Source organism: Bradyrhizobium sp. CCGUVB4N (assembly GCF_024199945.1).
GTDB lineage: Bacteria > Pseudomonadota > Alphaproteobacteria > Rhizobiales > Xanthobacteraceae > Bradyrhizobium.
The window spans coordinates 7,625,029-7,644,877 of record NZ_JANADP010000001.1 but is presented as its reverse complement, the minus strand read 5'-3'; the positions used below and the strand labels follow the sequence as shown (position 1 = coordinate 7,644,877).

The following is a 19,849-nucleotide window of genomic DNA, read 5'->3' as shown; positions in this document are numbered from 1 at the left end:
CCATTCCCGAAGGAAATAGGCTTCCCGGCTACCACAAGCCGTCACTAAAGAACGAACGGCTACGGGAGGATGAGCATGAGTGCATCTGACATCATCGATGTCACCGATGTCATCGAACGTCAGCGCCGCAACGGCCTGGTCCTGACGGTTCTGATCCTGTCCACCACGATGATGTTCCTGGACGGTTATGATCTTCAGGCAATGGCCTTTGCCGCGCCGTCGATCATCCGGGACTGGGGCATCGACCGGGCCTCGCTCGGGATCGTCTTCAGTGCAGGCATTTTCGGCATCCTCGTCGGCGGCCTCGTGTTCGGATCGCTCGGCGACCGCATCGGCCGTCGTCTGTCGATCGTCGCCTCCATGCTGGTGTTCGGCAGCTTCACACTGGCGACGGTGTGGGCCAACGACATCACCAGCCTGATCGTGCTTCGCTTCCTCGCAGGCATCGGCATCGGTGGCTTGTCGCCGTTGTGCTACGCGCTCAACCTCGAATATGCGCCTAGCCGGTATCGCGGCACGGCGGTCGCGATCATCATGGTCGGCTATGTCGCGGGCAGCAGCATCGGCGGCTTCATCGCTGCCGGTCTCGTGCCGCACTTCGGCTGGACCATCGTGTTCTGGATCGGCGGTGTGCTGCCCCTGCTGGGCGCTGCGCTGTGCTACTTCGCGCTTCCGGAGTCGATCAAGTTCCTCGTGGTACGCAATCGCGAACCCGCGGAAATCGCGCGCATCCTGAACCGGATCGAGCCCTCGCTCCAAGCGAAGGCGACGACCCGCTTCGTCCTGCGTGACGAGACATCCGGATCTGGCGCCGGCACCGGGCTGATGTCACAACTTCCGACGCTGTTCGACGGACGGCTTGCGGTCATCACCCCATTCCTGTGGGTGGCTTATATCGCGAGCTCGATCACGATGTTCTTCCTCAACAGCTGGACGCCGATCCTGGCGGAAGCGTCGGGGCATACGCCCGCGCAGGCGGCCATGGGCTTGACCGTGTTCAGCCTCGGAGGTGCCGTCGGCGGTCTCACCATCGGGCGAGTGCTCGATCGTTTCGGCGTCATTGCCATAGCGATCGTGCCGCTGATTGCGTCACCGCTGGTCGCTTCGCTCGGCTGGCTCGGTCTTGGTGACAGCACCTACCTGGCGACGATGGTGTGCGTCGGCTTCTTCGTGGTGGGCGGTCACCAGGGCCTGAACAGCTCGGTCGGACAGTTCTATTCCAGCGCCAACCGCACCACGGCCGTCGGCTGGGCGCTGTCGGTCGCCAAGATCGGCTCGATCAGCGGACCGCTGGTCGCCGGGATACTGCTCGCGCAGCATCTGCCCTTCTCGAACCTGTTCCTGCTGGCCGCTCTGCCGCCGCTGGTGGTGGCGGCTTGCGTCTTGGTGCTGGGAATCGCGCAGCGCAAGCATGCGGCAGCCGCACCCAAGATCGATCAGACGGCCGCAGCCTAGACGCGTTGGCGCGAAACGATGGAGTCCGAAACATGAAAATGCCCTTCGCAGGCGCGATCGATTGCGACCTGCATCCGCCGATGCCGAGCATGGCGCAGCTCCTGCCGTATCTCGACGACTACTGGCGTGACCAGATCACCAACCGTGCGATCGACCGGATGTCGTTCGCGATGATGAGCTATCCGCCGAATGCACCGATCACCGCGCGTGCCGATTGGCGCGCCACACAGGCCGGGTCGAGCGATCTCGATAGGCTGCGTGCCCATGTCCTCGATGCTTTCGATCTCCAGTTCGGCATCGCCAACGTAATGCACGGCGCGATCACGCTCTACAACGACGACATGGCGGCAGCGATCTGCCGTGCCGTGAACGACTGGCTGCGGGCGGAATGGCTGGATCGCGAGCCGAGGCTGCGCGGGTCCATTCTGGTGTCGCCGCAAGATCCGGCGCAGGCCGTTGCCGAGATCGAGCGCCTCGCGCCCGACCGGCGCTTTGTGCAAGTGGTACTGCCGGTGATGGGCGAAAAGCTGCTCGGCCGACGCGAGTTCTTCCCGCTCTATGAGGCGGCGGAACGGCACGGGTTTGTCATCGCCGTCCATGCGGGCAGCACCTATCGGTACGCGCCGACGATCGTGGGCTGGCCGTCCTATCAGCTCGAGGACTACGTCGCGCAGGCACAGGCTTTCGCCAACCAGACCATAAGCCTGGTCGCAGAGGGTGTGTTCCGTCGCTTTCCGCGCCTCAAGGTCGTGATGCTCGAGTCCGGCGTGAGCTGGTTGCCGATGACCGTGTGGCGCACCGACAAGACCTGGCGCGGTGCGCGGCCGGAAGTGCCCTGGGTGGACCGCTGGCCGTCCACGATCATCCACGAGCATTTGCGCTTCTCGATCCAGCCGTTCGATGCACCCGATGCGACAGCGGTCGCGCAGACGCTCGATCGCATCGGGTCTGACGCGGTGCTGCTGTTCGCCACCGACTATCCGCACTGGCAGTTTGACGGCGACGATGTGCTGCCCGACGGGCTGCCGCCGGACTCGCTGCAGAAGATTCTCATCGACAATGCGCTCGCAACCTATCCCCGCCTGGCGCAGGGCGCGGCCGTCGCCGCCGGGCGAGCGAAGGAGGACGTGAGATGAACGCACCCTTCGTCGAACAAAAGGCCCGGCAGACGCTCGCGGTCGTCGATTGCGACATCCACCCGGCTCACCGCACGCCCGGCGAGCTCTTGCCCTATCTCGAACCGCGCTGGCGCGAGCACTATGAGACCCATGGCGTCCATGTGCGGCAGGCGCTGCAGAGCGGGCTGATGTATCCGCGCATGATGGCCGCGGGCATGCGTGCCGATTCGCTCCCCGAGAAGGGCGGTCCGGCGGGGTCGGATCTCGATCTTCTGCGCAGGCAGCATCTCGATCCCGTCAATGTCGAATTCGGCCTGCTGATGGCGCTCAGCAAGGGGGGCATGGAGGAGCGAAATCCCGGTCTTGCGGCAGCGCTTTCGCGCGCCACCAACGACTGGCAGATCGATCGCTGGGTACGCGAGGAGCCGCGGCTTCGCGCCGGCATCGTCGTGCCGCAGGAGTTTCCCGAAGCGGCTGTGGCCGAGATCGAACGTTGCGCCGGCGATCGCCGCTATGTGCAGATCATGCTGTCGTCGCGGCCATCGGATCCGCTGGGTCATCGGCGCTATTGGCCGATCTATGAGGCTGCAGAGCGTGCCGGCCTGCCGATCGGGCTGCATCCGGTCGGCTACAATGGCGGTCATCCTTCCACGGGCTCCGGCTGGCCGACCTTCTATTTGCAGGAGCACTATGTCTTCGTGGCCTGCATGGAAGCCCTCGCCAGCAGCCTGATCATCGAGGGCGTGTTCGAGCGCTTCCCGAAGCTGAAGGTCGTGTTGGTCGAGGGCGGCTTCGGCTGGGCTCCGGCGCTGGCGTGGCGCATGGACAAGCATTTCGACAAGTTCCGCAAGGAGGTCGCGCATCTCAAGCGGCGTCCCTCGGAATATCTGCGCGAGCACATCTGGTGGACGACGCAGCCGATCGAGGAGCCGGCGCAGGCTCGCCACATCACCGAGATCATCGACTGGATCGGATGGGATCGCCTGCTTTACTCGTCGGACTATCCGCACTGGGACTACGACAATCCGTCCTTTGCTTTCAAATTCCCCATGACCGAGCAGCAGCGCCGCATGATCTTCAGGGACAATGCCCTGGCATTGTATCGCCTCGCATGAGCCGCCATGTGGTCTGCCCGGCAGCCGAGCTGCCGCCCGGTGCGCGCAAGGTCGTCGTCGTCGACGGGCGCGAGATTGGTGTGTTCAATGTCGAGGGGCGCCTGCATGCGCTGCTCAACCGCTGTCCGCACGGTGGGGCCGCGATCTGCTCTGGCGTGGTCACCGGCCTCAGCCAGTCGTCCGGCCCGGGCGACTATCGCCTGGAACGCCGGGGTGAGTTCTTGCGCTGTCCCTGGCACGGTTGGGAATTCGACATGGCGACCGGCCAATCCTGGTGCGATCCGCGCCGGACCAAGGTGCGCAGCTTCGAGGTGAAGCTAGAAGCCGGTTCCGACCTCGTGATGGGACCCTATGTGGCGGAGCGATATCCCGTCACGGTCGAGGACGCTTATGTCGTCGTCGATTTCTAGGAAGCCGGAGCGCGTCGAGTGAGGTTAGGCGAAGACTCGTCGTTCGGTACTGCGACCGGCCGTGATCGATGGATTCCGCGGTATGGGTCCCCGCGTTCGCGGGGACGGCAATGCGTGTGAGACGCGAAGCTGCCTCTTCCAGGCGGATCGAGCCCTAATACCCCCGCCCGCGATCCACCACGTTCTCCAGCGCGTCACCCGCCTCGAACCTTGCGATCTGTTCGGCGACGTAGGCCGAGATCGCGTCCGCGTCCGTGTCGGCCGCGTTGTGCGGGGTCAGCACCACCTTGGGGTGGGTCCAGAACCGGCTGTCCTTCGGCTGCGGCTCCTGGACGAAGACGTCGAGCGAGGCGGCGCCCAGCGTGCCGTCGTCGAGGCAGGCCAGGATGTCGGCTTCGTTCTGCAGGCCGCCACGGCCGGCATTGATCAGCACGGGCGCACCGAACGGGCTGTTGCGGTTGAGCTTGGTGAAGACGTCGCGGTTGAGGATACCGTGCGTATCCGGCGTCAGCGGCAGCAGCGACACCAGGATGTCGGTCTTGCGCAGGAACGCGTCCATTCCAGCCGTGCCGTGGAAACATTCGACGCCGTCGATCGTGCGCGGGCTGCGGCTCCAGCCGGCGACGCGGAAGCCGAGCCGCCGCAGCACGTCGGCCGCGTCGGCGCCGAGCGTGCCCAGGCCCATGACGCCGACCGTGACCGCACTCGCCGGCCACTGATATTTCGGCTCCCAGCGTTTTGCGCGTTGTGAGTCGCGCAAGTAAAGCTCCTGGCGGTGGTGCATCAGCACGTGCAGCACGACATATTCGGTCATGCGGTTGGTGAGGTCGGGCACGGCGACGCGCACCAGCGGCACGCCGGGCAGGCTCTTGTCGGCCATCAGCGCATCGACGCCGGCGCCGAGGTTGAAGATGGCTCGCAGATTCGGAAACGAGCCGAGGTCACCCGGTACCGGCTTCCACACCGCGGCATAGTGCACCTCGGCCGGATCGAGCCCGGCATCCGGCAGCAGCACCACGCGGCGGCCGCCGCAGACCGCGTCGAACCGGGCCTTCCAGCGCTCCGGCAGCCAGTTCTGCTGCGTGCTGTTGATCAGGACGGCCAGTGTGCCTTTGGTCATTCGAAGTGCCTCGTGGGTTCCGCTTTTGAAGGCCCTCCTTGGCATGAACCGCCGGATTTTTCTTGCAGTTTTTTTCCGCAGCCCTGTCGGGGCGGGGCATAGTGGATCGTCTTTAAAACAAGCGTTCAGGGAAGGTGCTGCCCATGCTTTATGCGATCCTTTGCTATCACGACGAGGACTTCGTCGGCTCCTGGAGCAAGGACCAGGACGAAGCCGTGATGAAGAAGCTCGCCGTGGTGCAGGAGAAGCTCGCACAGCAGGGCCGGCTCGGGCCGGTGGCCCGGCTGCTGCCGACCACGGCGGCGGCAACCTTGCGCAAGGAAGACCCGCCGCTGGTGCTCGACGGCCCCTATGCCGAGACCAAGGAGCAGCTGCTCGGCTTCTACATCGTCGACTGCAAGAACCTCGACGAGGCGCTCGACGTCGCGCGCGACCTGGGCGCTGCCAACCCCGGCGGCGCCTATGAGGTGCGGCCCGTCGGCGTATTCCGCCCCGGAGGAATTTCGGCGTGAGCGACACTGATACCGCCTGGATCGAGACCGCGCTGACCTCGGCGCGACCCCAGGCGGTGGGTGCGCTACTCCGCTATTTCCGCGATCTCGATACGGCCGAGGAGGCGTTTCAGAACGCCTGCCTGCGCGCGCTCAAGACGTGGCCGCAGAACGGGCCTCCGCGCGATCCCGCGGCCTGGCTGATCATGGTCGGCCGCAACGTCGCGATCGACGAGGTGCGCCGCACCCGCAAGCAGCAGCCGCTGCCGGAGGACGACCAGGCGATCTCCGATCTCGACGATGCCGAAGGCGCGCTCGCCGAGCGGCTCGACGGCTCGCACTACCGCGACGATATCTTGCGGCTGATGTTCATCTGCTGCCATCCGCAACTGCCGGCGACGCAGCAGATCGCGCTTGCGCTGCGCATCGTGTCAGGCCTGACCGTCAAGCAGATCGCGCGCGCTTTCCTGGTCTCCGATGCGGCGATGGAGCAACGCATCACCCGCGCCAAGGCCAAGGTCGCCGAGGCCGGGACGCCGTTCGAAACGCCCGGTGCGATCGAGCGCTCCGAGCGGCTCGCCGGTGTCGCTGCGATGATCTATCTGATCTTCAACGAGGGCTATTCGGCGAGCGGCGACACCGCCGAGATTCGCAAGCCGTTGTGCGAGGAGGCGATCCGGCTGGCGCGGTTGTTGCTGCGCCTGTTCCAGAGCGAGCCGGAGATCATGGGGCTGACGGCGCTGATCCTGTTGCAGCACGCGCGCAGCGCGGCGCGCTTCGCAAAAGACGGCTCGCTCATTCTCCTGGACGACCAGGACCGTTCGCTGTGGAACCGCACCATGATCGCGGAGGGCCTCGCGCTGATCGACAAGGCGATGCGCCATCGCCGCAGCGGGCCCTACCAGATCCAGGCCGCGATCGCCGCATTGCATGCGCGCGCGGCGACGCCGGAGGAGACCGACTGGACCCAGATCGACCTGCTTTACGGCGCGCTCGAGGTGGTGCAGCCCTCGCCTGTGGTGACGCTCAACCGCGCGGTCGCGGTCTCCAAGGTGCGCGGGCCGCAGGCCGCGCTCGACCTGATCGAGCCGCTGGCGCCCAAGCTGGCCAATTATTTCCATTTCTACGGCGTGCGCGGCGCCTTCCTGATGCAGCTCGGCCGTAACGACGAAGCCCGGGTCGCCTTCGACCGCGCCATCGCGCTGGCCAACACCTCGGCCGAGGCCGCCCACATCCGCATGCACATTGATCGGCTGATCCGGGACAGCCAGCCGAAGGGAGCCAATGGCGGGGCCAGGCAGGGCGCCAAGGCGAAGTGACGGCCAACTCTCTCCTCGGCGTCATGCCCGGGCTTGACCTGGGCACCCACGTCTTTCTTCGCCAAGAACGTGGATGGCCGGGACAAGCCCGGCCATAACGACCCAATCAAATTATTCGTTCCCAATTGTCGGCCGCCGTCGTCTCCCTTCGTCTTAATCCCGTATCCAGGGAGTCATTCATGCTGAAAGCCATTGCCATTGTCGCCATCGTGCTCGCGGTAGGGATCGCGGGCGTCCTCGTCTTCGCATCGACAAAGCCCGACACGTTCCGTGTCGAGCGCTCGCTCGCGCTGAAGGCGCCGGCCGAGGCGATCTATCCGCTCGTCTCCGATTTCCACTTCTGGACCAGCTGGTCGCCCTATGAAGGGCGCGACCCCGCCATGAAGCGCACCTACGGGGGAACTGTGAAAGGGAAGGGCGCGACCTATGCCTGGGATGGCAACAACAATGTTGGTGCCGGCCATATGGAGATCCTCGAGGCGAGCACGCCGTCGAAACTCCGCATCAAGCTCGATTTCGAACGGCCTTTCGAAGGTCACAACACCGCCGAGTTCACCTTTGTGCCGCAAGGCGATGCCACACTGGTCACATGGGCGATGTATGGTCCGGCTCCCTTCATGTCCAAGGTGATGCAGGTCTTCATCAACATGGACACCATGATCGGCAAGGACTTCGAGGCCGGCCTCGCCAGCCTGAAGAAGCTCACCGAGAAGTAACGCCAGTCACCGCCCAGAAGCAAAGAGGAGAGAAGCGATGCTCAATCCCTATCTGTTCTATCAGGACACCTGCGAAGCGGCGTTCAACCATTACGCCAAGGTGCTCGGCGGCAAGATCGAGATGATGATGCGCGCGAGCGAAGGGCCCGCCGATATGCAACCTTCCCCCGGACGAGAGAAGATGATCATGCATGCGCGGATGTCGCTGCCCGGCGGGAACGTGCTGATGGCCTCCGATGCGCCGCCTGATCACTACCACAAGCCGCAGGGCTTTGCGGTCTCGATCACCGTTGCGGACCCCGCGGAGGGCGAACGCAAGTTCAACGCGCTCGCCGACGGCGGAACCGTCACCATGCCCTTCGCCAAGACGTTTTGGGCCAAGGGCTTCGGCATGTGCGTCGACAAGTTCGGCATTCCCTGGATGGTGAACTGCCCCGCCGAAGGAATGTGAGCGCGACGCTCCGTTGCCTCCCCGAGCTGCGGCTTCCTCTCTCGATGTCTTGAGAGAGGAAGCGCCCTCGTCAGCGGATCGATCCGGTCACGTCCTCACCCGGCGGCTGCGTCACGCAGCTCCGGCAGATCACGAGCTTCGAGCCGAGCTGCCTGTCGTTCTCGGCCTCGATCTCGCTCTGGACCGCCCACCAAGCGTCGGAGTAGGGACGCAGCGTGCCCAGCACCCGTTGCCGCTCAATATTGGGATCGCTCTCCGGTGCCGTGTGATTGGCAAGGCGGCGTTTTGTGACAGCAGGACGATTGGGATTCTGACCGAGCCCGTCCCATGCGATCGGACGACGCTCCGCCGCCGGCGCGCTTGCGCATCCCACGAGCGCTGCGCAGAAACTGAGCAAGACGAGAATGTGTCGAGCCATCCCGGGCCTTCCGTGCGGTACACCACGCGAATTCGCGTGAAAAACTTTGCGTCGCAACGCGTACACGGGACTTGAGGGAAAACGACGTCACCGGCATGGCCGAAAGGAGATTCGTGCGCGCGATTCACTTTGCGAAAGCGCGCGAGCGTGTTTGTGACACGAAGCGAATTGCATCGCACAACAACTGGCGCAAGATTAGGCTGTGAACTTCGCGTCCGAATCGCTAAGTTTGTTCACAATACCTACAAATTAGGGTGGGCGTGACTTGGAAGGGAGCGATCGATGGCAGCGGCGCTACAAATCAATTTTGCTCTTTGGGGAATGCTGATCTGCGCCAGCGTGAAGCTCGCGCCGGTGATGCAGATTCTCTTTTACTGAGAGAAAAACCAGCCCGCCACGGCCACGGCTCCCTGTGCGAGCACGTAGAGCCAGCCGACCGTTGCGACCGCGCTCGTGACAAGGAACGTCAGGGTGAAGGCCTGATCGCTCCCTTTCCGCTGAAGTGATGACTGAGCTTGCGAATCGACAGGTCCGTCGGTGCTGATGCTTGTCATGAATTCCCCTGCGGACATCGGTGTCGCCGTGTTTATCTATGTCAGCTCAACCTTGGCTTTAGTGTGACGTAGCTCACGCGAAGCTTGTGGACGCAGCATCGTGCATCAGCTGATGAACAGCGCGATCAGCATGAAGCTCATGCCCATCACGACGATCATGGGAACCACGAGATTGCGTTGCCGCGCCTGGTGACGTGGCGGGAGCTTTCGCCGCCGCGGCGTCTCGCGCACGTGCGACGCAGGTTCCGATGGCACGAGCGAAACCTTGGCGTCCGAGCCCATGTACTTCACATACAACTCGAGCAGCCGCAGTTCGGAGGTCAGGTCGATCAGGCCCTCGCGGTCACGCCGCGTCAGCTCTTCGAATTCGCGGGTTTCTTCCGAACTCAGCGGGCCGAGGACGATCCGCCCCTCATCCGACAGGCGGTAGCGAAAATCGATGGACTCCATATGCGTCCCATTTGAAAATGACTGATCTTGAAAATGTGGAACCATTATATTCCGCGACCGCTGCCGGGATGTGACGGTCGCGCAGTCATCGCGATGCGCGACGGCCCCGGTCTGGCCACCATCATCATAAACGCCAGGAGAAAGCGGGAAATCGCGTAAATTGTGCACGCATTGCGACGTAGTTGAGCGGATTTCGCGTTCCAAAGGCCGGAATCACCGGCCGATGCCTAATCGTCGGACAGCAGGGGATTCATCGCGGTCAGACCGTCGCCCGTCGTCGCGACGTCATCGACAACGCGGATAGATCGCGGCGAGGTCGCGTCCCTTCAGCAACAGCAGGCGCGAGGTGAGGCCGCCGTGACGGCTGATCCAGTCGCGAACCGGACCCGGATAGGCCGCAAGCACGGCTTCGGATGCTTCCGGCTCGGCATAGAAGCGTCCGCGCCGGTCGACCGAACGCGCCGCGTGGAAACCAAGCACGGCACGTTTGGTGACGCAGATGCGCTCGCCCGGCACGATACTGAGAACCAGCGTGCAGGCGGACAGGCAGGGACCGTCGATCACCACGCGGTCGCCGCTCTCGCGCACCTTCTCGAACAGATCGAGGAATGGCCCGACCTGTCCGCCGGGGCTCTGGATGATGCGGATCTCGGCTTTGGCGGGAACGGAAGCGAGCAAAGCTGTCGAAATCGCGAACAGGGCGAGGCGTCGCATGGCGTCTCCACAAACTCAATCTCGGAGGGTGCGCAAAGGTGCGCAAGCGCCGTGCCCACCATTGTCACCTCGAATTGTTCAGATTGTGGGCACGCTGCGCTTTGCCCACCCTACGGGATTTGTGCCTACCCGTTCCGCCGTTCGCCGCGCAGCGTCGGCAGGCCGATGCCGGCCGCATCGAAGCCGCCATCGACGGCCAAAATTTGGCCCGTGATGTAGCTCGCGCGCTCCGAGCACAGGAAGAAGATCGCTTCTGCGAGTTCCTCCTCCAGGCCGTAGCGGTTGAGCGGGATGGCGTCGTGATAATCGGCGCGGATCTCCTTGGAGTGCACCTGCTTCGCCATCGCGGTGTCGACCGGCCCTGGCGCCACCGCATTGACGCGGATGTTGAGCGAGGCCAGCTCGACCGCGAGCTGCTTGGTGAGATGCGCAAGTCCAGCCTTGCTGGTGCCGTAGGCCGAGCGCAGCGTCGAGGCGCGCACGGCCGAGATCGAGGTGATGTTGACGATGGCGCCGCCGCCTTGCTCGCGCATCAGCGGTGCGGCCGCCTTCGTGCAGAGGAACGGGCCGTTGAGGTTGACCGCCATGATCCGGTTCCAGTCGGCATCGCTGGTCTCGAGCACGGGGGCAAACACGGCAACGCCGGCATTGTTGACCAGCGCATCGAGGCGGCCGAAGCGGTCCATGATCACCGCCATCGCAGCGCCCACGGCTGCCGTATCGGATACGTCGCAGGTGATCGCCAGCGTCGTCTCGCCGCGTCCGATCTCGGTGACCGCCCCGCCGAGCAACTCTCCCTCGATGTCGAGCAGCACCACGCGCCAGCCCTCGGCCAGGAATTTCTTCGCAGTCGCAAGCCCGATGCCGCGTGCGGCTCCGGTGACGAGGGCGACTTTTTGCGGGGCCTGCGGCATTTGCTATTCTGTCCTGTGTTCGAAAGGGGAGGGCATCCCCTGGGATTGGTCTTTTACTTCGCTTTGACCCCGACGAGAAAGGCCCTGACCATGCTCATCGTTCCCAGCGCGAACCCGCTCGAGGAATGGCGGCCGGGTGTGAAGACGCGCATGGTGACATCCGCGCGCAACGGCGCAACCGCGCTCTGCATCTTCGAGCAATGGGTCGATCCCGGCACGGGGGCGCCGACGCATAGCCATCCGGTCGAGGAGGTGCTGACCGTGCGCGAGGGCGAGGCCGAGATGTGGATCGAGGGTGAACGGATCGCGGTCACGGCCGGCCAGTCGCTGCTGGTCCCCGCCGGCCGTCAGCACGGCTTTCGCAATTCGGGCACGTCGACGCTCCACATCCATGCCGTGCTGGCCGCCCCGGTGTTCGAGGCGTTGCCGGAAGCGGCAAGCGAGCCGACGCGGCGGTGGGAGCGGTAGAGGGGCGGCAACCTCAATCGTGGTCCGTCACCCCTGAGGTGCCGGAGCGAAGCGGAAGCCTGGAAGAGCGACGGCCCGGCCGCATTCATCCTTTCGAGGCTCACCGTGCTTTGCACGGCGAGCGCTTCAGGATGATGGGGAGGGCGTTTGCTCTACGACAGTTCCGCCGACGCGCGCTGCATGTTCGCCGACATGTCCGCGGTCACGGCGCTCTGCTCCTCGACCGCGGCGGCGGTCGAGGCGATGAACTCGTTGACGCCGGCGATAGCGATCTTGATAGCTGTCAGTGAGCTCGCGACGTCGCCGGAGATGGTATTCAGCGCGTCGATTTCGGAGGTGATCGTGTCGGTCGCCTGCTTGGCCTGGTTGGCGAGGTTCTTCACCTCGGAGGCGACCACGGCGAAGCCCCGGCCGGCTTCACCCGCACGCGCCGATTCGATCGTGGCGTTGAGTGCGAGCAGATTGATCTGGCTGGTGATGCCGGCGATCATCTCGACGATGCCGCTCATGGCCTGCGCAGCCGCGTTCAGCCGCTGCGCCTGGCCGTCGGCGGCGTCGACCCTCGTGGTCGCAACCTTGGAGTTCTCGCGCGACTTCGCCATGGTCGCGGAGATCTCGCGGATCGAGGCGCTCATCTGCTCGCTGCCGGCCGCGACCGCTTCGATCAGCCCGCGCGCGTTGTCGGCCTTCTTTCGGCCGATCGCCTGCGCGGTGATGTCCGTGGCGTATTTCACCACCTTGTAGGGCTTGCCGTTGAGGTCGAAGATCGGATTGTACGACGCCTGGATCCAGATCTCGCGGCCGCCCTTGGCGAGCCGCTTGTACTCGGCGGCCTGGTATTCGCCGCGATTGAGCGTCTCCCAGAACTGGCGGTAGGCGGCCGAATTCTTTTCGTTCGGCTCGACGAACATGGAGTGGTGCTGGCCCTTGATCTCGGCCAGCGAATAGCCCATCGCGCTCAGGAAATTCTGGTTGGCGGTACGGATGGTGCCGTCCATGTTGAACTCGATCACCGCCTGCGACTTCTGGATCGCGGCGAGCTGGCCGTCATTGTCGGCGGCCTTCATCCTCTGCGCGGTGACGTCGGTTGCGAACTTCACCACCTTGAACGGCCGGCCCATCTCGTCGAGGATCGGGTTGTAGGTCGCGAGAATCCAGATTTCCTTGCCGCCTTTGCCGAGCCGCTTGTATTCGGCGGCTTCGAACTGGCCGCGGTTCAGTCGCGCCCAGAAATCGGCATAGGCGGAGCCGGCGCGATCCTCCGGCGTCACGAACATGCTGTGATGCTTGCCCTGGATCTCGTCGAGCGAGTAGCCCACCGCATTGAGGAAGTTGTCGTTGGCGGTGACGATGGTCCCGTCCATGTTGAACTCGATCACGGCCTGGGCACGGCTGATCGCAGCGAGCTTGCCCGCTTCCTCCATGCTCCTCATCTTGTACGCCGTGATGTCGGTCGCGAACTTGATGAAGCTGATGACTTTTCCGCTCTCGTCGAGCAGCGGCGCGTAGGAGGCGTGAACCCAGACTTCCCTGCCGTCCTTGCCGTAGCGCCTGTATTGCGTGGTCTGGAACTCGCCGCGGTTCAGGCTGGCCCAGAAATCGCGGTAGCGGGCACTCTCGCGCTCGGCCGGGCTCACGAAGATGCTGTGATGCTTGCCCTTGATCTCCGCGAGCGAATAACCGCTCATCTTCAGCAGATTTTCATTGGCATCGAGAATGGTGCCGTCGAGACCGAACTCGATCACCGCCTGTGACCGGTCGAGCGCCTCGACCTCGGCGACTGCGTGCCTGACTTTCTTGCTCTGAAAATTGAACAATTGATGCTCCGCAATGATTTGGGGACGGTTCATGAATCACGGTGCCGCCACACTTGATCTGAAAAGTTGCATGAGCGGATTGAGCAACTGTAAACAACTGCACAGAGCTGCGGGCCTTCCGTAATTTCACGTGTGATTCCGATGTCATTCAGTTCACGTGCGTTCTGGCTTCATAAGCACGGCGGGGTTCATACGAGTGCGTGCGTGCGTCCGTAGTTGTACGGTCGCGTTCCGAAAAATATTCTGCTGCGACGAGCTGTCGCGTGCCCATCCGCCTGGTCGCGGTTTGGCGCCTGCACGCCGCTACGTGAGTCGCAATGACCTCCGGAATAATTTTCACGGCTCTGTCGGCCTTGTAGAACGCCGTTCGTCTTACAAGGGAGTGCGGGCCATGTGGTCCGCTGATCTTCCGGCCATTCCGTGGTGCGCTTCGCAGCGCATGTCGCGGCGCGCCAAGTGGAATGACAGGGCCAGTGAGGACCGTATGCGATTCATGATGCTGATGATCCCGCTCGGCTACGAGACCGCGCCGGCGGACGTGCAACTCGATCCCGAACGCGTCGCTGCGATGATGCGCTACAACGAGGCGCTGAAGGATGCCGGCGTGCTGATCACGCTGGACGGCCTGCATCCGCCGTCGATGGGCGCCCGCGTCTCGTTTGCCACCGGCCTGCCTGTCGTGACCGACGGCCCGTTCGCGGAAGCCAAGGAAGTGCTGGGCGGCTATTGGATGATCGAGGTCGGCTCGCGCGAGGAGGCGATCGCCTGGGCGAAGAAGTGCCCGGCTTCCGCCAATGAGATCATCGAGATCCGCCAGGTGCAGGAAATGTCTGACTTTCCGCCTGACGTGCAGGCCGCGGCCGCCGGCTTTGACGATCTGAAGACCTAGCGGCCGCGACATCGCGGCATCAAACGATCAACAAGGGAGCGAACCGATGAGCACCGACACCTATCTCGCCGTTTTCCTCGGCAGCAAGGACAGCCCGAAATTTGCTGCGTGGAATGCGATGTCCGACGCCGAGCGCAAGGCCAAGGAGATGGAGGGCATGGCAGCCTGGAAGGGCTGGGTCGAGAAGCACCAAGGCGCGATCCAGGCCATGGGCGGCCCGCTCGGCAAGACCAAGAAGGTCGATGCCAAGGGCGTCGCCGACATCGCCAACGAGATGGGCGCCTTCACCGTGGTCCGCGCCGCCTCGCACGAGGCCGCGGCCAAGATGTTCGAGAACCACCCGCATTTCGCCATCTTCCCCGGCGAGCGGGTCGAGATCATGCCGGTGCTGCCGATCCCGGGTGGCTAGGCTGCGCCTTTGCGGGAAATACGGGTTCACCAAAACCCGCCCCTGCTAGTGACCTTCACGCGCGGCTCATGTAAAAGTTGTTCACATGAGCTGGCGCAAGGAGCAGCGCCGCGCCGAGCGCGGCTATCACCACGGCAATCTGAAGGAAGCACTTCTGCAGGCCGCCCTCGGGCTGATCGCCGAGAAGGGCGCGGCCGGGTTCACCTTTGCCGATGCCGCGCGCATGGCCGGCGTCAGCGCGGCGGCGCCTTACCGGCATTTTCGCGACCGTGACGAGTTGCTGTCCTCGATCGCCCAGCGTGGTTTTGAGCAGTTTGAAGCGCGTCTCACGGCAGCCTGGGACGATGGGCGCCCCGACACCGTCACCGCGTTCGAACGTGTCGGCCGGGCCTATCTCGCCTTCGCCCGCGAGGAGCCCGCTTTCTACAACGCGATGTTCGAATCCGGCCTGCCGGTCGATGCCAATGCGGCGCTGCAGGCCGCAAGCGAGCGTGCTTTCAACGTCATTCGCGCCGCCGCGGAGCGTCTTGCGGCGCTGGCGCCGCCCGGCACGCCGCGTCCGCCGGCGATGATGATGGCCCTGCACATCTGGTCGATGGCGCATGGCGTCGCCTCGCTGTTCTCGCGCGGGGACGCCGCGCGACGAAAGCTGCCGATGTCGCCGGACGAGCTGCTCGAGGCCGAGGTGCTGATCTATCTGCGCGGCCTCGGCTTCCCGACCGACCGCAGGCCGCAGGCGACAAGCGCCGAGCCGCCGCCGGTGCCGCCGGAGGCTCCCTCCGGTTCCGGCGTCCCTCCCGGCGGCCCCTGGGGCAAGCCGAAATAAAGTTGCGCAAATAATTACGAGACCGTGTTTGGCGGTCAGCTTGACAAAATCGCGGGATGGTCTAGCTATGTAAATGTTATTTACATTCACAACGGCAGATGCCGTGATGGAGAAGGGAAATGGCCTACACCGCTGATGTCAATCGCTGGCGCGGCCCCTCGGACCAACAGCAGCAGTACGAGCGGCCCCACATGCTCGATACGCCCTGGCATCCTGGCTGGATTGCCGTGACCATTCTCGGCTTCATCATCTGGTGGCCGATCGGTTTAGCCCTTCTCTTTTTCACACTCGGGAGCAGAAGAATGTCGTGCTGGAGCAACTCTGATCGCTGGCAGAACAAGATGGAGCGGATGCAATACAAGATGGACCGCATGCGCGACCGCATGGAGCGCCGAGGCTTCGGCGGCTTTGGCTTCGGCCCGCCGTCCTCCGGCAATCGCGCCTTCGACGAGTACCGCACTGAAACGCTGCGCCGGCTCGAGGAAGAGCAGGTCGAGTTCAAGAACTTCCTCGACCGTCTGCGTCACGCCAAGGACAAGGAAGAGTTCGACCAGTTCATGGCCCAGCACAAGACGCGTCCGACCCCGCCGCCGACCGACCAGCAGCAGGGTTGATCCCTCTCAAAGCCTTCAGGCGCATGCCCCCAAAGTCCTGATGGCCCCGAGCCGCCCGCCTGCGCACCCCGCAGGCGGGCGGTTTGGTTTTGGGGGAGGGCTTCAAAGAATCGTCATGCCCGGGCTTGTCCCGGGCATCCACGTTCTTGGTGCGTCGGAGTAAGGCGTGGATGGCCGGGACAAGCCCGGCCATGACGCGCCGAACCAGTTGGAGAACCAACATCGGACGTACTGACACTAAGACGTGTGCGCCGTTCGCGTGCCGATTTTCTGTTGGATGACGTCATGGACCTCACCACCCGCCTGCTGCTCGGCGCGACCGCCATCGCGGTGCTGGGCTATATCGGCTTCGTCTATGGCAGCTGCGCTGGCGATCCCGACTGCCATGTCCGCAGCTGCGGCCGTCAGCTCTGTGGTGTCGTCTACAACCATCCGCAGGACCGTCCGGCGCCATAGAACCCGATCCGCGAGCTTCAGCGCACGGTCACGACCTGCGCACGAACCGACGTCAGGAAGTGCTCGTAGGCGTGGTCGACGATCTCGTTGAGTGATCGCGTTCGCGCGAACATTGCCCTTGCTTCCGCGAGAAACTCGTCGCGGGTCGGAATCTTCGGCAGATGCAGATGCGTCAGCGCATCGACGCCGTCATGCGCGCGATTGAGGATGTCGTGCAGCGTCGGCAGTTGCAAATGGGTCGGATCGGCCCGGTGCAGCGCCGACGAGATCGCGTGCGCGAGGGCGTGCGCGTCGAACCGCCCGGCGAGCTCGCGGGCTGCGCGATTGATGACCCGCGCGCCGAGCGGCTGCTCGTTGCGCAGCACCTGCTCGGGCGGCGCCTTCATGTTCCAGACGATTCCGCACCACGACAGCACCTTCAGCACGTAATAAGTCATGTCGATTTCCCACCAGCGAAAGCCCTGTCGCACGCTGCTCTGGTAGGCGTGGTGATTGTTGTGCCAGCCTTCGCCCATGGTGAGCAGCGCCAGCAGCCAGTTGTTACGGGAATCGTCGCCCGTCACGTAGCGCTTGCGTCCATGCACGTGGGCGAGGGAATTGATGCAGAAGGTCGCGTGATAGACCAGCACCGTGCTCCAGAGGAAACCGACGACCAGGCCCGACCAGCCTGCGAACGCGAAGCAGAGTGCTGCAAGCACGAAGGCGGGCAGCAGCTCGAGCCGATGCAGCCACATCAGCTCCGGATAGACCGCGAGATCACCAACCTTCACGAGGTCGGTCGTGTCGTGCTCCCGGTAGAAGATCCAGCCGAGATGGCTGTACAGGAAGCCGCGATGCCGCGGCGAGTGCGTGTCGTGTTCGGTGTCGGAATGCAGATGATGGTGCCGGTGCTTGGCCGCCCACCACAACACGCTCTTCTGCGCGCTGCTTTGCGCAATGAAGGCCAGCATGAACTGAAACACCCGGCTGGTCGCATAAGCCCGATGCGAGAAATAGCGGTGGTAGCCCGCGGTGACCCCGAACATGCGCACGACGTACAGCGAAGCGCAGATCGCGACGGCCTGCCAGGTGACGCCCGACCAGATGGCTGCGAAGCAGCCGAGATGCACCAGCACGAACGGCACGGCGGAGGGGTACATGATGTCGTCGTGCTGGTCGTCGGTGGGCGCGTTGGGCGACATGTCTTGGCGTGACCTCGGGTAACATTATCTGGGATTTGCTTCGGCCGGACCGAAGATCATCGGGTACGAAAAACCCGCGGATGGCGGACCACCGCGCGGGCTTGAGATGCTTTTGAGAGTCCCGGCCAACACAGCGTCGGCCGGAAATCCGCCGGACTATATGGTCGCGGGCATCTGGCATGCAAGCTCGTAGCCTCACGGGGAGCTGCGGCATGATGCTCGGGTCGGCCGCGCCGCTGGCGCCGCTTTGCCCACCACCTATATAGGGAAGCATTAAAATACCGGAGGCGACGATGGCACCAGCTGCGGTCATGGCGAGCGACGACCTCTGGCAGACCATTCGCGACGAGGCGCAGCGCACTGCTGCCGCCGATCCCGTCTTCGGCAGGGCCGTGGCCGACGCCATTCTGCCCCATGATGATCTCGCGGCGGCGCTCGCCGATCTGATCGGGCGCCGGCTTGGCGGCCGTGCCGGCGAGCGCGAACGCTTCACGGCATTTTCCCTGAAAGCCTTTCGCGGCTCCCCCGAATTGATCGAAGCGGCCGGCCGCGATTTGCAGGCCATCGTGCGCAGCGATCCGGCCATCGCCAGCCTGTTGGCGCCGCTGCTGCATTTCAAAGGCTATGTCGCGCTCCAGGCCTGGCGCGTCTCGCACTGGCTGTGGCGTCATGACCATCGCGATGCGGCGCTGTTGTTTCAGAACGAGGCGTCGAACGTCCTGCAGGTCAGCATCCATCCGGCCGCGCAGATCGGCTCGTCCGTCTATCTCGACCACGCCACCGGCATCGTCATCGGCGCCAATGTCGTGATCGGCGACGAGGTCACGATCCTGCAGAACGCCAGCATCGGCCGCGGCAGTGAATTGCCGACGCGCTCGCCCCGGATCGGGCGCGGTGTCTATATCGGCGCCGGCGCGACCATTCTCGGCGACATCAGCGTCGGTGATTTCGCAAAAATCGGCGCCGGCACGGTCGTGACATCGGATGTGCCCGGCGGCTGTACCGCGGTCGGCAATCCCGCGCGGCTCACCAACTGCCCCGAGCCTGCCTCGGTGGCGTGATTGATCCCATCATCAGCTTTTCAAATGTTGGAGCGTGCAATGAAGACGGCAATCGTGATCGGCGTCGGACCGGAGCGCGGCCTTGGAGCCCAGCTCTGCAAGCGTTTTGCAGCCGAGGGGCTCAGGGTGATCGTCGCGGGCCGGACGCAGTCGGCGTTGCAGGCGGTCGTGGATGACATCGCGAAGGCCGGCGGCGTCGCTACGCCTGTCATCGCCGACGCGACCAAGGAGAGCGACATCACAGCCCTGTTCGATGCCGCCGGCCAAGACCTCGACCTCGCGATCTACAACGCCGGCAACAACACGCCGGGAAAGATCATCGAGATGGACGCCGATTATTTCGAGAATGCCTGGCGCGTGGTCTGCTTCGGCGGCTTCCTGTTCGGCCGCGAAGCGGTGCGCCGCATGGTGCCGAAGAAGACAGGAACGCTGCTCTTCACCGGCGCCAGCGCCTCGCTGCGCGGACGCTCCGGCTACGGCGCGTTCAACTCGGCCAAGGCCGGCATACGCACGCTGGCGCAGGCCATGGCCAAGGAATATGCGGGAGACGGCATCCATGTCGGCCATGTCGTGGTCGACGGCGCGATCGCCGGCGACAAGATTTTCTCGCGCTTCCCCGACGCTGCCGGCCGCGAGGACAGCCTGATCAGCATCGAGGGCATCGTCGATGCCTTCGCATTCCTCTACCGCCAGCCCGAGCGCGCCTGGTCGTTCGAGCTCGACGTGCGGACCTCGAAGGAGAAGTGGTGAGAGCAGGGGGCCGATCATGGCCTCCCGCTGTCATTGCCCGCGAAGGCGGGCAATCCAGTATTCCAGAGACGACATTGAGATGCGGAAGGGCCACGGCGTACTGGATACCCCGCCTTCGCGGGGTATGACAGTC

At 64.2% G+C, this 19,849-nt stretch carries 24 protein-coding genes; 16 read left to right on the top strand and 8 right to left on the bottom strand.

Translation table 11 applies throughout. The features are described from left to right. Window positions 1–75 precede the first annotated feature (75 nt). The 4 genes from NLM31_RS35560 to NLM31_RS35545 are packed head-to-tail and all read left to right on the top strand — an operon-like array spanning window position 76 to window position 4,098. Window positions 76–1,455: an MFS transporter gene (locus NLM31_RS35560; RefSeq protein ID WP_254133914.1), complete on the top strand. Its 1,380-nt coding sequence runs from the start codon at window positions 76–78 to the stop codon at window positions 1,453–1,455. A gap of 32 nt (window positions 1,456–1,487) precedes the next feature. Then, on the top strand, window positions 1,488–2,591 hold the full coding sequence (locus NLM31_RS35555) for an amidohydrolase family protein (protein ID WP_254133913.1): 1,104 nt from the start codon (window positions 1,488–1,490) through the stop codon (window positions 2,589–2,591). After that, complete coding sequence (locus tag NLM31_RS35550; protein ID WP_254133912.1) at window positions 2,588–3,688, top strand: amidohydrolase family protein; 1,101 nt, start codon at window positions 2,588–2,590, stop codon at window positions 3,686–3,688. Before NLM31_RS35555 ends, NLM31_RS35550 begins: the two co-directional genes overlap by 4 nt. After that, window positions 3,685–4,098 (top strand): Rieske (2Fe-2S) protein, encoded by a 414-nt coding sequence (locus NLM31_RS35545; protein WP_212298258.1) that lies wholly within the window; start codon window positions 3,685–3,687, stop codon window positions 4,096–4,098. The genes NLM31_RS35550 and NLM31_RS35545 overlap by 4 nt, the downstream gene beginning before the upstream one ends. Before the next feature lie 154 nt (window positions 4,099–4,252). Here the strand turns inward: NLM31_RS35545 and NLM31_RS35540 are convergent, their stop codons facing one another. After that, window positions 4,253–5,218: a glyoxylate/hydroxypyruvate reductase A gene (locus NLM31_RS35540; RefSeq protein WP_254195253.1), complete on the bottom strand. Its 966-nt coding sequence runs from the start codon at window positions 5,216–5,218 to the stop codon at window positions 4,253–4,255. A 143-nt stretch (window positions 5,219–5,361) separates the two neighbouring features. Here NLM31_RS35540 and NLM31_RS35535 point away from each other — a divergent pair, with 143 nt between their 5' ends. The 4 genes from NLM31_RS35535 to NLM31_RS35520 all read left to right on the top strand — a co-directional run bounded on the left by NLM31_RS35535 (window position 5,362) and on the right by NLM31_RS35520 (window position 8,195). Continuing rightward, window positions 5,362–5,730 (top strand): YciI family protein, encoded by a 369-nt coding sequence (locus NLM31_RS35535; RefSeq protein ID WP_254195252.1) that lies wholly within the window; start codon window positions 5,362–5,364, stop codon window positions 5,728–5,730. Beyond that, window positions 5,727–7,028: an RNA polymerase sigma factor gene (locus tag NLM31_RS35530; protein WP_254195251.1), complete on the top strand. Its 1,302-nt coding sequence runs from the start codon at window positions 5,727–5,729 to the stop codon at window positions 7,026–7,028. Before NLM31_RS35535 ends, NLM31_RS35530 begins: the two co-directional genes overlap by 4 nt. Window positions 7,029–7,207: 179 nt before the next feature. Further along, the gene (locus NLM31_RS35525) at window positions 7,208–7,744 is read left to right on the top strand and encodes an SRPBCC family protein (protein ID WP_254195250.1); all 537 of its coding nucleotides are present in this window, start codon (window positions 7,208–7,210) and stop codon (window positions 7,742–7,744) included. Between the two features lie 37 nt (window positions 7,745–7,781). Next, window positions 7,782–8,195 (top strand): VOC family protein, encoded by a 414-nt coding sequence (locus tag NLM31_RS35520; RefSeq protein WP_254133908.1) that lies wholly within the window; start codon window positions 7,782–7,784, stop codon window positions 8,193–8,195. Window positions 8,196–8,265: 70 nt separating this feature from the next. On the opposite strand, the gene NLM31_RS35515 is transcribed toward NLM31_RS35520, so the two are convergent. The 5 genes from NLM31_RS35515 to NLM31_RS35495 all read right to left on the bottom strand — a co-directional run bounded on the left by NLM31_RS35515 (window position 8,266) and on the right by NLM31_RS35495 (window position 11,245). Then, the gene (locus tag NLM31_RS35515; RefSeq protein WP_254195249.1) at window positions 8,266–8,613 is read right to left on the bottom strand and encodes a hypothetical protein; all 348 of its coding nucleotides are present in this window, start codon (window positions 8,611–8,613) and stop codon (window positions 8,266–8,268) included. Window positions 8,614–8,984: 371 nt separating this feature from the next. Next, entirely contained in the window at window positions 8,985–9,167 is a 183-nt protein-coding gene (locus tag NLM31_RS35510) for a hypothetical protein (RefSeq protein ID WP_254133906.1), read from the bottom strand. Between the two features lie 105 nt (window positions 9,168–9,272). Beyond that, a complete protein-coding gene (locus NLM31_RS35505) occupies window positions 9,273–9,821 on the bottom strand; it encodes a hypothetical protein (protein ID WP_254195248.1) in 549 nt (182 codons plus the stop codon). Between the two features lie 81 nt (window positions 9,822–9,902). Next, window positions 9,903–10,331 (bottom strand): hypothetical protein, encoded by a 429-nt coding sequence (locus NLM31_RS35500; protein WP_254195247.1) that lies wholly within the window; start codon window positions 10,329–10,331, stop codon window positions 9,903–9,905. A gap of 125 nt (window positions 10,332–10,456) precedes the next feature. Then, window positions 10,457–11,245 carry an SDR family NAD(P)-dependent oxidoreductase gene (locus NLM31_RS35495; RefSeq protein WP_254195246.1) on the bottom strand — a complete coding sequence of 263 codons (789 nt, stop codon included), beginning with the start codon at window positions 11,243–11,245 and terminating at the stop codon, window positions 10,457–10,459. A 90-nt stretch (window positions 11,246–11,335) separates the two neighbouring features. Here NLM31_RS35495 and NLM31_RS35490 point away from each other — a divergent pair, with 90 nt between their 5' ends. Further along, a complete protein-coding gene (locus tag NLM31_RS35490; protein ID WP_254195245.1) occupies window positions 11,336–11,713 on the top strand; it encodes a cupin domain-containing protein in 378 nt (125 codons plus the stop codon). Between the two features lie 152 nt (window positions 11,714–11,865). On the opposite strand, the gene NLM31_RS35485 is transcribed toward NLM31_RS35490, so the two are convergent. Further along, the gene (locus NLM31_RS35485) at window positions 11,866–13,530 is read right to left on the bottom strand and encodes a PAS domain-containing methyl-accepting chemotaxis protein (RefSeq protein ID WP_254196325.1); all 1,665 of its coding nucleotides are present in this window, start codon (window positions 13,528–13,530) and stop codon (window positions 11,866–11,868) included. Between the two features lie 484 nt (window positions 13,531–14,014). On the opposite strand from NLM31_RS35485, the gene NLM31_RS35480 reads away from it, so the two are divergent. The 5 genes from NLM31_RS35480 (at window position 14,015) to NLM31_RS35460 (ending at window position 16,724) form a co-directional block, all read left to right on the top strand. Further along, on the top strand, window positions 14,015–14,419 hold the full coding sequence (locus NLM31_RS35480) for a YciI family protein (RefSeq protein WP_254133900.1): 405 nt from the start codon (window positions 14,015–14,017) through the stop codon (window positions 14,417–14,419). 46 nt (window positions 14,420–14,465) lie between these two features. Beyond that, the gene (locus NLM31_RS35475) at window positions 14,466–14,828 is read left to right on the top strand and encodes a hypothetical protein (RefSeq protein ID WP_254133899.1); all 363 of its coding nucleotides are present in this window, start codon (window positions 14,466–14,468) and stop codon (window positions 14,826–14,828) included. 85 nt (window positions 14,829–14,913) lie between these two features. Beyond that, a complete protein-coding gene (locus NLM31_RS35470) occupies window positions 14,914–15,654 on the top strand; it encodes a TetR/AcrR family transcriptional regulator (RefSeq protein WP_254133898.1) in 741 nt (246 codons plus the stop codon). A 119-nt stretch (window positions 15,655–15,773) separates the two neighbouring features. Continuing rightward, on the top strand, window positions 15,774–16,268 hold the full coding sequence (locus NLM31_RS35465; RefSeq protein ID WP_254133897.1) for a DUF2852 domain-containing protein: 495 nt from the start codon (window positions 15,774–15,776) through the stop codon (window positions 16,266–16,268). 285 nt (window positions 16,269–16,553) lie between these two features. Continuing rightward, on the top strand, window positions 16,554–16,724 hold the full coding sequence (locus NLM31_RS35460) for a hypothetical protein (RefSeq protein ID WP_254133896.1): 171 nt from the start codon (window positions 16,554–16,556) through the stop codon (window positions 16,722–16,724). Between the two features lie 17 nt (window positions 16,725–16,741). Here NLM31_RS35460 and NLM31_RS35455 read toward each other — a convergent pair whose 3' ends face one another. Continuing rightward, window positions 16,742–17,905: an acyl-CoA desaturase gene (locus NLM31_RS35455; protein ID WP_254133895.1), complete on the bottom strand. Its 1,164-nt coding sequence runs from the start codon at window positions 17,903–17,905 to the stop codon at window positions 16,742–16,744. A gap of 293 nt (window positions 17,906–18,198) precedes the next feature. On the opposite strand from NLM31_RS35455, the gene NLM31_RS35450 reads away from it, so the two are divergent. Next, window positions 18,199–18,966: a serine acetyltransferase gene (locus NLM31_RS35450; RefSeq protein WP_254133894.1), complete on the top strand. Its 768-nt coding sequence runs from the start codon at window positions 18,199–18,201 to the stop codon at window positions 18,964–18,966. Window positions 18,967–19,005: 39 nt separating this feature from the next. Further along, window positions 19,006–19,716: an SDR family NAD(P)-dependent oxidoreductase gene (locus tag NLM31_RS35445; protein ID WP_254133893.1), complete on the top strand. Its 711-nt coding sequence runs from the start codon at window positions 19,006–19,008 to the stop codon at window positions 19,714–19,716. Window positions 19,717–19,849: the final 133 nt, after the last annotated feature.

What these genes read in the sequence shown, in the direction of transcription:
- NLM31_RS35550 (WP_254133912.1), top strand. Translation starts at nt 2,588, where the DNA reads ATGAACGCACCCTTCGTCGAACAAAAGGCCCGGCAGACGCTCGCGGTC.
- NLM31_RS35535 (WP_254195252.1), top strand. Translation starts at nt 5,362, where the DNA reads ATGCTTTATGCGATCCTTTGCTATCACGACGAGGACTTCGTCGGCTCC.
- NLM31_RS35540 (WP_254195253.1), bottom strand. Translation starts at nt 5,218, where the DNA reads ATGACCAAAGGCACACTGGCCGTCCTGATCAACAGCACGCAGCAGAAC.
- NLM31_RS35480 (WP_254133900.1), top strand. Translation starts at nt 14,015, where the DNA reads ATGCGATTCATGATGCTGATGATCCCGCTCGGCTACGAGACCGCGCCG.
- NLM31_RS35450 (WP_254133894.1), top strand. Translation starts at nt 18,199, where the DNA reads ATGGCACCAGCTGCGGTCATGGCGAGCGACGACCTCTGGCAGACCATT.
- NLM31_RS35510 (WP_254133906.1), bottom strand. Translation starts at nt 9,167, where the DNA reads ATGACAAGCATCAGCACCGACGGACCTGTCGATTCGCAAGCTCAGTCA.
- NLM31_RS35525 (WP_254195250.1), top strand. Translation starts at nt 7,208, where the DNA reads ATGCTGAAAGCCATTGCCATTGTCGCCATCGTGCTCGCGGTAGGGATC.
- NLM31_RS35445 (WP_254133893.1), top strand. Translation starts at nt 19,006, where the DNA reads ATGAAGACGGCAATCGTGATCGGCGTCGGACCGGAGCGCGGCCTTGGA.
- NLM31_RS35475 (WP_254133899.1), top strand. Translation starts at nt 14,466, where the DNA reads ATGAGCACCGACACCTATCTCGCCGTTTTCCTCGGCAGCAAGGACAGC.
- NLM31_RS35500 (WP_254195247.1), bottom strand. Translation starts at nt 10,331, where the DNA reads ATGCGACGCCTCGCCCTGTTCGCGATTTCGACAGCTTTGCTCGCTTCC.
- NLM31_RS35470 (WP_254133898.1), top strand. Translation starts at nt 14,914, where the DNA reads ATGAGCTGGCGCAAGGAGCAGCGCCGCGCCGAGCGCGGCTATCACCAC.
- NLM31_RS35515 (WP_254195249.1), bottom strand. Translation starts at nt 8,613, where the DNA reads ATGGCTCGACACATTCTCGTCTTGCTCAGTTTCTGCGCAGCGCTCGTG.
- NLM31_RS35460 (WP_254133896.1), top strand. Translation starts at nt 16,554, where the DNA reads ATGGACCTCACCACCCGCCTGCTGCTCGGCGCGACCGCCATCGCGGTG.
- NLM31_RS35495 (WP_254195246.1), bottom strand. Translation starts at nt 11,245, where the DNA reads ATGCCGCAGGCCCCGCAAAAAGTCGCCCTCGTCACCGGAGCCGCACGC.
- NLM31_RS35465 (WP_254133897.1), top strand. Translation starts at nt 15,774, where the DNA reads ATGGCCTACACCGCTGATGTCAATCGCTGGCGCGGCCCCTCGGACCAA.
- NLM31_RS35560 (WP_254133914.1), top strand. Translation starts at nt 76, where the DNA reads ATGAGTGCATCTGACATCATCGATGTCACCGATGTCATCGAACGTCAG.
- NLM31_RS35490 (WP_254195245.1), top strand. Translation starts at nt 11,336, where the DNA reads ATGCTCATCGTTCCCAGCGCGAACCCGCTCGAGGAATGGCGGCCGGGT.
- NLM31_RS35455 (WP_254133895.1), bottom strand. Translation starts at nt 17,905, where the DNA reads ATGTCGCCCAACGCGCCCACCGACGACCAGCACGACGACATCATGTAC.
- NLM31_RS35545 (WP_212298258.1), top strand. Translation starts at nt 3,685, where the DNA reads ATGAGCCGCCATGTGGTCTGCCCGGCAGCCGAGCTGCCGCCCGGTGCG.
- NLM31_RS35520 (WP_254133908.1), top strand. Translation starts at nt 7,782, where the DNA reads ATGCTCAATCCCTATCTGTTCTATCAGGACACCTGCGAAGCGGCGTTC.
- NLM31_RS35555 (WP_254133913.1), top strand. Translation starts at nt 1,488, where the DNA reads ATGAAAATGCCCTTCGCAGGCGCGATCGATTGCGACCTGCATCCGCCG.